Source organism: Megasphaera vaginalis (ex Srinivasan et al. 2021), assembly GCF_000478965.1.
In the GTDB taxonomy this organism is placed as follows: Bacteria; Bacillota; Negativicutes; order Veillonellales; family Megasphaeraceae; genus Megasphaera; species Megasphaera vaginalis.
In genome coordinates, this window is record NZ_AWXA01000020.1 from 24,127 (window position 1) to 34,004 (window position 9,878).

The window sequence follows — 9,878 nt, forward strand, 5'->3', positions numbered from 1 at the left end:
GTGTTCCTAGACCGGAATGTGACGCTCAACACGGCAATGCGGCGGCATAAGCCGTTCCTGTTGATTTTTACTATATGTTTTTATATAATGAAAGATAACGATTGAGCTATTTTGTATAAACAGTATCAGTTACAGTTTCCGGTGGAGGAATGCGATATGTGGAATAGAAGAATAGCATGTGTCATGGCTGTTATTGCCCTGTGTGGGACGGTAGCCGCCGGTGCGGCCGATTATTCGATTCTGGAAAAGGCGGAAAAGGTGGAAACAACGGTATACGGTTCTGCGCAAAGCGGCGCTTTGAATGAGCGGATCGCCTCTTTGGATAAAGAACTCCGCGGCGGTACGGACAGCAGCAGTGCACAGGCGCGAACGGATGCGATATATAAGGAGGTCTACGGTAATTCGGGCGCCGATTTGTCGATGTTGGCCGCCGTCAATATGATGCAGTGGAAATATGCCGGGAAAGTGACCGATGAACCTTTGCTGGTGCGTGTGTCGGCCATGGAACAGGGACTCAACGGCGCTGCCGGTACGGGCCCGCTGCGCAGCCGCATCGCCTCGCTTCGGACGGCCTTGCTGGGGAACAAAAAATACACTTCGCAGCGCGTCACGATCCCGGCGGGGACTCTCGTCAAGATCCGAAATCTGGATGCCATTGATTCTGCCGTGGCGGCTGAAGGGGAGGTCGTTCATTTTTCCGTTTCAGAAGATGTTATGGTAGGCGATGTCGTTGTCATTCCGCGCGGCATGGATACGAACGGGACGATAACGAAGGCCCGCAAGGCCGGGCGGTTCGGCCGGGACGGGAAAATCGAGATTTCTTATGATTCCGTGCGCGGTGCTGACGGTTCGCCGATTCCGTTGGTTGTCGGCGAAAAGACGAAGGAAGAATACAAACGTACGGCCGGCGCTGTCGGCGCTTCGGCTGCCGGCGCCATCGTGTTGGGACCTGTCGGTCTTGTCGGCGGATTGTTTGTCAAGGGCAATAATGTGGAGATTCCGGCAGGTACGGAAATGTATGTGGAAACGAAGGCCGAAACGGAAGTCGTCGGCTTTAAGGAGGGCGGTGCTGCCGATGATATGTACTCGGCAGATCTTGCCGCGAGCGGTGTCTCGACAACGAAGAACGGCGCCGTTCCGGTGACGGGAGCTGAACCGGCACCGGCCGACAACGGTTTTGAAAAGCTGCACCGCGATATCGCCGCCGATACATCTGCTTCGTCCGGAGATGTGGTTCCCGTCAACTTGGAAACGACGGAAGGTCCTGTCGATGCCGGTACGGTTGTGAAGATTACGCCGACCGGTAACTAGATGATCAGGTGGCAGAGAATGAATAAGAAACTGACGCTTTCCGTCATGGCATTGCTGGTGCAGATGAGCGTAACAACCGTTGCGGCGGCAGATGCCGTTTCCTTGAAGGAACGGATCGAACAACCGAATAGTCGACCGACGGCGGCAGTGTCCGTGACTGATGGCATGAGCGTTATTCCCGTGGATCTGGATCGGGCGGCGCGGGATTCGGATCCGTCCCTGCCGCAGCCGCCGGTAAAGCTGACGGCAGATTCCTTGTCGGTCCGTGCTTCGGATCACCGTGTACAGGGCCGCGGCAATGTCGATGTTTACCAAGGTGTCGATGAGCTTCATACGGGTTATGTCGAAGGAAATTCGCAGTCGCAGCAGTATCACGCTCCCGGTGAAGTTCTCTACATCAGCGGCGGACAAGTTGTAAACGGTAAAGACATGGTTTATGACGGCGCGAAGAAGAGCGCTTCCATGGCTACAGTGAACGGATATGTGCAGGGGGGCGACGTTCCGTTGTATATTCGCGGCACCAGCGCCCAGTTGGATAACGGTGTCGTGTATATTCGCCGGGGCCTGATCACGACGCCTCACGCAGTAGCCGAAACGCCGGATTACTACTTGACGGGCGATGATATTCGCATTTATCCGGGGGACAGATTTACATCGGAAAATACGAAATTATGGTTTAAACATGTCTGTATTTTGACCTATGGTCATTACGAAGGCAATCTGACGCCTGAAGGCAATAAGCGCAGTTGGCTGTTTTCCTTGTTGCCGCAGCCGACATATAACAGTGATGACGGTCTCGGATTGCGAGGGGCCACGATCTTTCCGTTGAATCAAAACGGCGGCTTATCGCTGGATGTGGCGTATCAGCTGCATTTCAGCGGCGGATTCAAGCCGCAGGTCTTGCTGCACCAGCGGACGCATTACGGTGATTTCACCTTCGGATACAGCAAAGAAGAAAGTACGGACAATACCGATCACATTTGGGCTGTCAGGTGGCCTGAATTGCGGTATTATTTGCCGCGCCTCTATTTTGGCGGCTCCGGCATATATCTTGACGGCAGTGCCGCTTGGGGGCGCTGGTCCGAAGACGGGCGCAGAACGGGTTTGCATAAAGGCTATAGAGGGGAAATTTCCCATGCGCCGATAGCGATATGGAATGGCGCCGATGTACGTTTTTTTGCCGGGTATCGCCGCGACCTGTATGATGCGTATGCGGCAGAACGGAGTGATTCCTATTGGGGGACCGTTTTGCATCAACGCCTTACCGATCGCCTGTGGACGACGTTGTGGTACAGAAAGCATAATATCAGCGGCTATACGCCGTATCGTTTTGATACGATCGACAAACCGCGGCAAAAAGGCATTTCTCTCGGATACGTGTTGACGCCGCGCGATACGTTTATCTTTTCCTTGGGAAAAGATCTGGACAACGGCGACATTTCTGAACGCAATTACACATGGGTACGTGATCTGCATTCTTTTGTTGCAACGGTGACGTATAAACAAATAGAAAAACAATGGGATGTTGCCGTTATCGCCAAGGATTTCGACTTATAAATCAAGACTGTCATTCTGCAGAGAATGACAGTCTTTTTACTCCTTTTTTACACGAACGTGTTCATGTACGGCCCTTTTGCTAGTATAATATAAAGAAATATAGGCTTAAGCATTGATGGTATAGGATGTGATCTGATGGCATTGATTTACTGCGTAGAAGACGATGAAAGTATTCGTGAGCTGATTGCGTACGCCTTAAAGGCACAAGGGTTCGAAGCGGTGGCTTTCGGCGACGGGAAAGACTTTTGGGAAGGGCTCAAGCGGGAGATTCCGGATCTGCTGCTTCTGGATATTATGCTGCCCGGTGAAAGCGGTATCGAAATTTTGGAAAAACTGCGCAATAATGGTGATTATAAGCATATTCCCGTTATTATGCTGACGGCTAAGACGAGTGAGTACGATGTGGTCAAGGGGTTGGATAAGGGAGCTGACGATTATGTCTGTAAGCCCTTTGGCATTATCGAACTGATTTCCCGGATTCGGGCCGTATTGCGGCGGCGTCCGGGAGAGAATTTGAATAACGCCGTATATTCGTATGGACCCATTGTTTTAAATACGGACAAGCATGAAGTACGTGTTGACGGGGAACTTTGCCGTCTGACGGCGAAGGAATTCGAGTTACTGCGATACTTGCTGGTCAATATCGATATCGTCCTCAAACGGGATCAGATTATGGAAGCCGTTTGGGGCTTTACCTATGCCGGAGAAAGCCGTACCATCGATATGCATGTCAAGAGCCTGCGCCATAAGCTGGGCAACGGCGGCTCCGTCATCAGGACGGTACGCGGCGTAGGCTATGTCGTAGGTGGTCATTCGTGAAACGGCGCGTATACTTCAGCCTTCTTCTGATGGGGATTCTCTGCATCTTTTTAACGGCTGCCGGCTACAGTTGGGTTTTCTGGCAGTCGATGGAAGAGCAGTCGGCAGAAGAACTGCGCAGCGCCATCGCCTGTGTTTCCGTCGGCTTGAAAGAAGCGCCTGATAAAGACGCTTACTTGGCTCACGTCGTTTCCCAAGCGCGGGGGAACTTGCGTATTACGTGGATCGATAAGAGCGGCGATGTTCTTTATGAATCCGACTATGACAAGGGAAAAATGGAAAACCACATGGCGCGGCCTGAGGTAAAGGAGGCTATTGCGACCGGCTCCGGCATGGCGATCCGCGATTCACAGACCTTATCCAAGGCATTGTATTACACGGCCCTGCGTCTGGACGATCAGTCCGTCCTGCGCGTCAGCACGGAGCGGAATACGCTGTACAGTCATCTGTTTGCCAGCCTGCCCATCTTGATTACCCTTATCGGGCTGACCGTTCTGGCTTGTGTCATCATTTCGCATCGGTTGATGGAATCTCTCCTGGAGCCGTTGCGGCGGACTGCCAGAATCATCGAGCGGATCAATCTTTCGTCTCGGGAAGCGCAGGACGGCGCTGCGGCTATGCCGACATCGGAACAGCTTCTTATCGAATATGACGAGATTCAGCCGCTGATTCACAAGATCGTTGAGCAGGGAAGGCAGATAAACGCCGATGTCCGGAGTTTGGAGCAACAGAAAAACACGGTCCGGCTGATGATGGAGAATCTTACGGAAGCCGTCGTGCTGACAGATAAAGACGCCAATATTCTCGGCATCAACGGTGTTGCCAAGCAGTTTCTGAATGTTAAGCAGCATCTGGATGTCTGCGGTTTGCCGTTGCCTAAAATCTTTCCCGAAGTGCCGTGGCAGCAGCTTTTGCACGAAAGGCTTCCCGATGACGGGATACGCCGCAAATTTTTGCGTCAAAGCCGCCAATATGAACTCATCATCCAGCGCGTGTATGATGACGGCGAATTTTACGGCGTAATTTTTATCGTCATTGACGTTACGGAGCGGGAACGGCGGGAACAGCTGCGCCGGGAGTTCACGTCCAACGTAACTCATGAATTGAAGACGCCGCTGACTTCGATAAGCGGTTTTGCCGAAGTGTTATCAGCCGGTTTGTATCAAAGCGATGCCGATGTTCACCGGTTTGGGCGCCGGATCCATGAAGAGGCGCAACGGCTTTTGGGCATGATTCAGGAAGTTATTCATCTTTCGCACATTGAAGAAGGAAGAAAAAGGAAGGAACCGGAAAAAGTCGTTCTCAAGGAATTGGCGGAAGATATTATCAATTTTATTTCACCGCTGATTTCCGATAAGCAGGTGACTGTACACTGTCAGATGGAAGCGGCGATGATCTGGGGAGATAAAGCGTTATTGCGTGAGCTTTTGATGAATCTCATCGACAATGCCGTCAAATACAACCGCCGCGGCGGTCATGTGTACATCAACATCGCCGCAATCGGCGGCAAGGTTCTCCTCACTGTGCGCGATACGGGGATCGGTATTCCCGAGGATAAGCAGCAGCAGGTCTTTGAACGATTTTACCGTGTTGACGACAGCCGTTCGCAGAAAATCGGCGGCAGCGGCCTGGGATTGGCGATTGTCAAGCACATTGCCGAACAGCATCAGGGCCAAATACGGCTGCAGAGCAGAGAGGCCGAGGGGACGGAGATCAGCATCCTTTTCCCGGCGGCAAGATAATAATCGTATATACAGTAGCGTGGCTCCCTTGTCGGGGAGCCGCTTTTTACAAAACTTTACATAGCGTATATGGAAACCTTACAGGTCCTTGATACCATAGGGATGTAGCAAAGAGACATGCAGTCAGTATACTTAAAGGAGAGGATTTATAATGAAATTGAAAAAATTGGTGCTCGTCGCTTTGGCAGCAATGATGGTTCTGGGCGCAGCCGGCTGTGGCAGTCAGGGCGGCGATGACAAGGGCAAGAAAGCGCAAGCCGTTTCCGGCAGCATTACGGGCTCCGGTTCATCGGCGTTGCTTCCTTTGGTCAAAGATGCCGCGGAAAAATTCAAAGCTGAAAATCCCGATGTATCAATCAGTCTGAATGCCGGCGGCTCCGGCACGGGCTTGAAACAGGTTGCCGACGGATCCGTTGATATGGGCAACTCCGATGTTCCGGCAGAAACCAAGTTATCGGCGGAACAGGCGGGCAAGTTGGAAGACCATAAGATCTGTGTCATGACGGTGGCCACAATCGTTCATCCCGACATTGCAACGGTTGTAAAATCGTTGACGCAACAGCAGCTGCAGGATATCTTCACGGCAAAGATCACGAACTGGAAAGACGTCGGCGGTCCGGATCAGGCTATCGTGCTCGTTACACGGCCCAAGACTTCCGGTACCCGCGCGCTCTATCAGAAATATGCCTTGAACGGACAGGAAGAAAGCAGCAACAAGACGTTGGAAACGGATAACTCCGGCATCCTCGTTCAAAGCGTTGCGCAAAATCCCGGTTCTATCGGCTATGTAGCTCTTCCGTACGTAGTGAACGACAAGAGCGTCGGCACCATCGCCATTGACGGTGTAGAACCTACTTTGGCCAATACGTATAGCGGCAAATACGCCGTATGGGGTTATGAACACGTATACACGAACAAACAGCCGAAAGATGCCGTAAAAGCCTTCATCGACTACATGTTATCCGATAAATACGGTCAGCGGATTGAAGAACTCGGTTACGGTGTCAGCAGCAAGATGCAGACTAAAGACGTTCATTAAGGAGGAAGTTCATGTCAACGCTCGATTTAGCTGCTTCACGAGCTAAAAGGCATGAAACCATTGCCCGCACACTGATATCAGTGTGCGGCATTGCTTCTGCCTTTGTACCTTTTTTTATCGGCGCCTTTCTGTTTTGGAAGGGCAGCGATACGTTCCTCGTGTTTCAGCATGGATTAACGGAATTTCTCTTTTCCGGGCAATGGGCTCCGAGTGATACTGCCGAAGGCGGCGGGATGATCGGTGCCGGCATGTTCTTGGCCGGGTCCCTGGTTACCTGTTTGCTGGCTTTGTTGATTTCGCTGCCGATCAGCATGGCGACTTCGATCTTCATGACGGAGATCGCCGAACCGAGGACACGCCGGCTTATACAACCGGCAGTGGAACTATTTACGGGAATTCCGTCAGTCGTATACGGCTGGATTGGCTTGACTGTATTGGTACCGTTTTTGCGGAAACTGTTCCCGATGCCTTTCGGCTTTTCCGTATTGGCTGCCGGCTGCGTGTTGGCAGTCATGATCTTTCCGACGATTACGACGATGGCCGCCGACGCGATGACGGCCGTACCGAATGCATGGCGTGAAGCGTCCTACGGACTGGGCGCGACGCGTTGGGAAACGATACGCAATATCGTCCTGCCGGCGGCCAGTGGCGGCATTTTTACGGGCATTATTTTAGGTTTGGCGAGAGCTTTGGGAGAAGCTTTGGCTGTAGCGATGGTTATTGGCCAGATGAAAGTTTTCCCGACGTCCCTCTTCCTGCCGGCCAGCACCTTGACAACGGCCATTGCTTCCGATATGGGCGGAGCGATGGAAGGCGGCGAATACAGTGCTGCCCTTTGGACAATGGCGCTTCTGCTCTTCATTTTATCGTTCGTGTTTATTTATCTCATTCACAGAATTCACAGTGTATCCGAATTGAAAGGACGGTCATAAAGCGATGAATTTGGCTCATAAAAAACGGGTCGATAAAATAATGACCTTGCTTCTCTTCGGCGGTGCGGCTTTCTCCGTCATCCTCCTCATTGCCTTTGTCGGCTTTGTCATCGGTCAGGGTTTCGGCGGCATGAAGCTGTCTATGCTGTCATTCTCCGGCAGCGGCTTGGGCAATATGTTCTTTAATACCATATATTTGGTATTCCTGGCCCTCATCGGCAGCGCCATAACGGGAATTCCTGCCGGTATCTTTTTGGCCGAATATGCCGGTCACGGCAAGATTACCGAGTGGGTTCGCATGGCTGTTGAAACGTTGGCTTCCTTGCCGTCTATCGTTGTCGGGCTGTTCGGGTACTTGGCGTTCATCGTTTTGACCGGATCGCAGTGGAATTTGTTTGCCGGCGCCATGGCCGTTTCCATTCTGACCCTGCCTTTGGTCACCTCCGTTACGGAAGATGCATTGCGTAATTTGCCGGACAGTTATCGGCAAGGCAGTCTCGGTCTCGGCGCGTCTCATTGGCAGACTATTTGGCGCGTGCTCTTGCCGGCGTGTTTTCCGCGGATCATGACCGGTCTTATTATGGCGGCTGGACGAGGGTTCGGTGAAGCGGCGGCGTTGATGTTTACAGCCGGCATGTCGACGGATATCAACTGGAACAACTGGGACATCATGTCACGGACGTGTCCGCTTAACCCCTTTCGACCGGGCGAAACGCTGGCACTTCATATTTGGTCGCTGCGTACGGAAGCGCTGCATCCCGACGCCGTTCAATTAGCAGGCGCTTCTTCCGCCATTTTGATGATACTGGTCGTATCTTTCAGCTTGGCGGCCCGCTATCTCAGTTGGCGGATTGACAGAAAATTAGGAGGAAATAAATGATGACGGATTTGACGACGACACTGGGCGGTGCAGGGACGACGATCTCGGCCGGCAAATATACCGCTGCCGACATCGGTGATATGGCGGCGGAGAAATCGCAGGAATACACGTTTGATGTCAGCGGGCTCGACTTGTTCTACGACAAGACGCAGGCCTTGAAAAACGTTAATATGAAAATCAAGCAGCATGAGATCACGGCGCTGATCGGGCCTTCAGGGTGCGGTAAATCCACCTTTCTGAAGACGCTGAACAGAATGAATGACCTGATTGAATGCTGCCACGTTACGGGAAAAATTCTCTTTGAAGGAAAAGATATTTTCGGCGAAATGGATGCGCTGGCCTTGCGCTATCGGGTCGGGATGGTTTTTCAGCAGCCGACGCCGTTTCCGAAAAGCGTTTTTGAAAATGTCGCTTACGGGCCGCGTGTCCAAGGTATTACCAACAAAAAGGAATTGGCGCAGATCGTTGAAGAAAGTCTGAAGCAGGCCGTTATTTGGGATGAAATGAAGGACCGCCTTCACGAAAGCGCCCTGGGCCTTTCCGGCGGTCAGCAGCAGCGGCTTTGCATCGCCCGCACCTTGGCGGCGCGGCCGTCCGTTATCCTCATGGATGAACCAACATCGGCCTTGGACCCGATTTCCACGCAGAAGATCGAAGATTTGGCGCTTGAATTAAAGCAAAAATACACGATCGTCATCGTGACGCACAGCATGCAGCAGGCAAAGCGTATTTCCGATAAAACCGGCTTTTTCCTCTTAGGAGAACTGGTTGAATTTTCGAATACTGTCGACATGTTTACGCAGCCGTCGAATGAGAAGACGGAAGCCTATATTACGGGCCGGTTCGGATGATGGAGGCAACGGAATGTTAGAAGTATATGAACTGAAAATAAAAGAGTTTGAAGAAAAAATCAATCAGCTCAGCGCGGCCATTGAAACGGCCGTCGATAAAACCTGGGAAGGGATCGAGTCGATGGATGAAAAGATCGCCGACGAAGTATACCGCGGCGATGATCTGATCGATTCCTTGGTGCGGGACTGCATGAAAGAGGACATGACTATCAGTCTGATGCAGAGTCCTGTCGCCGCCGATTGGCGCAAATTAATGGCAACTTTTAAAATCCTCTCCGATTTGGAACGTATTGCCGATCATTGCGCCGATATCAGTCATTACGTCCTTCATTTGAAACGGTTTCCCCCGGTACCGCAGCCGCCGTCACAACTGAAAGAGATGTATGACGTCATGCGGGCCATGGTGCGTGAATCGATTGCGATGTATAAAGGCGAAGGGCAGGAACGGGCCGAGTTGATGAAGGATCGCGATGACATAGTGGATACCACTTTCAGCAACAGTGTCGAAGAAATTTCCCGTTACTTGACGGAAACACCGGATTATGCGCATCAATATGTGGATTACCTGTCTATTATCAAGTATATTGAACGGATGGCGGATCATGCCAATAATATTGCCGAATGGGTTATTTACCGGGAACGCAATGAGATTCTGGCGTAAGTTTTGATCAGGGAGTGCGAAAATAGCTCCTTTTGTACGGTTGCCGTGCGCGTTTGGGTGTATGAAACGGAATATTAATAAAAAAA

At 51.7% G+C, this 9,878-nt stretch carries 9 protein-coding genes; all 9 read left to right on the forward strand.

What is annotated here, in order from left to right; genetic code table 11:
- The first annotated feature begins 156 nt into the window (after positions 1–156).
- Positions 157–1,311, forward strand: coding sequence for a hypothetical protein (locus HMPREF1250_RS04035; RefSeq protein ID WP_036242611.1), 1,155 nt, complete (start codon positions 157–159; stop codon positions 1,309–1,311).
- A gap of 18 nt (positions 1,312–1,329) precedes the next feature.
- Entirely contained in the window at positions 1,330–2,868 is a 1,539-nt protein-coding gene (locus HMPREF1250_RS04040; protein WP_023053330.1) for a hypothetical protein, read from the forward strand.
- A gap of 135 nt (positions 2,869–3,003) precedes the next feature.
- Positions 3,004–3,687 (forward strand): response regulator transcription factor, encoded by a 684-nt coding sequence (locus tag HMPREF1250_RS04045; RefSeq protein WP_023053333.1) that lies wholly within the window; start codon positions 3,004–3,006, stop codon positions 3,685–3,687.
- Positions 3,684–5,429 carry a sensor histidine kinase gene (locus tag HMPREF1250_RS04050; protein ID WP_023053327.1) on the forward strand — a complete coding sequence of 582 codons (1,746 nt, stop codon included), beginning with the start codon at positions 3,684–3,686 and terminating at the stop codon, positions 5,427–5,429. The genes HMPREF1250_RS04045 and HMPREF1250_RS04050 overlap by 4 nt, the downstream gene beginning before the upstream one ends.
- A gap of 151 nt (positions 5,430–5,580) precedes the next feature.
- Complete coding sequence (locus tag HMPREF1250_RS04055; RefSeq protein WP_023053338.1) at positions 5,581–6,468, forward strand: phosphate ABC transporter substrate-binding protein; 888 nt, start codon at positions 5,581–5,583, stop codon at positions 6,466–6,468.
- Positions 6,469–6,479: 11 nt separating this feature from the next.
- Positions 6,480–7,400, forward strand: a complete 921-nt coding sequence (gene pstC / locus HMPREF1250_RS04060) for a phosphate ABC transporter permease subunit PstC (protein ID WP_023053334.1) — start codon at positions 6,480–6,482, stop codon at positions 7,398–7,400.
- Between the two features lie 4 nt (positions 7,401–7,404).
- Positions 7,405–8,280, forward strand: a complete 876-nt coding sequence (gene pstA, locus HMPREF1250_RS04065) for a phosphate ABC transporter permease PstA (protein ID WP_023053332.1) — start codon at positions 7,405–7,407, stop codon at positions 8,278–8,280.
- 80 nt (positions 8,281–8,360) lie between these two features.
- Positions 8,361–9,131: a phosphate ABC transporter ATP-binding protein PstB gene (pstB, locus tag HMPREF1250_RS04070; RefSeq protein ID WP_051356054.1), complete on the forward strand. Its 771-nt coding sequence runs from the start codon at positions 8,361–8,363 to the stop codon at positions 9,129–9,131.
- A gap of 13 nt (positions 9,132–9,144) precedes the next feature.
- Complete coding sequence (gene phoU, locus HMPREF1250_RS04075) at positions 9,145–9,792, forward strand: phosphate signaling complex protein PhoU (RefSeq protein ID WP_023053336.1); 648 nt, start codon at positions 9,145–9,147, stop codon at positions 9,790–9,792.
- The last annotated feature ends 86 nt before the right edge of the window (positions 9,793–9,878 follow it).

Bases quoted from the DNA above. Each gene is read 5' to 3' on its own strand.
- HMPREF1250_RS04055 (WP_023053338.1), top strand. From the start codon at position 5,581: ATGAAATTGAAAAAATTGGTGCTCGTCGCTTTGGCAGCAATGATGGTT.
- pstA (WP_023053332.1), top strand. From the start codon at position 7,405: ATGAATTTGGCTCATAAAAAACGGGTCGATAAAATAATGACCTTGCTT.
- HMPREF1250_RS04045 (WP_023053333.1), top strand. From the start codon at position 3,004: ATGGCATTGATTTACTGCGTAGAAGACGATGAAAGTATTCGTGAGCTG.
- pstB (WP_051356054.1), top strand. From the start codon at position 8,361: ATGGCGGCGGAGAAATCGCAGGAATACACGTTTGATGTCAGCGGGCTC.
- HMPREF1250_RS04035 (WP_036242611.1), top strand. From the start codon at position 157: ATGTGGAATAGAAGAATAGCATGTGTCATGGCTGTTATTGCCCTGTGT.
- pstC (WP_023053334.1), top strand. From the start codon at position 6,480: ATGTCAACGCTCGATTTAGCTGCTTCACGAGCTAAAAGGCATGAAACC.
- HMPREF1250_RS04040 (WP_023053330.1), top strand. From the start codon at position 1,330: ATGAATAAGAAACTGACGCTTTCCGTCATGGCATTGCTGGTGCAGATG.
- phoU (WP_023053336.1), top strand. From the start codon at position 9,145: ATGTTAGAAGTATATGAACTGAAAATAAAAGAGTTTGAAGAAAAAATC.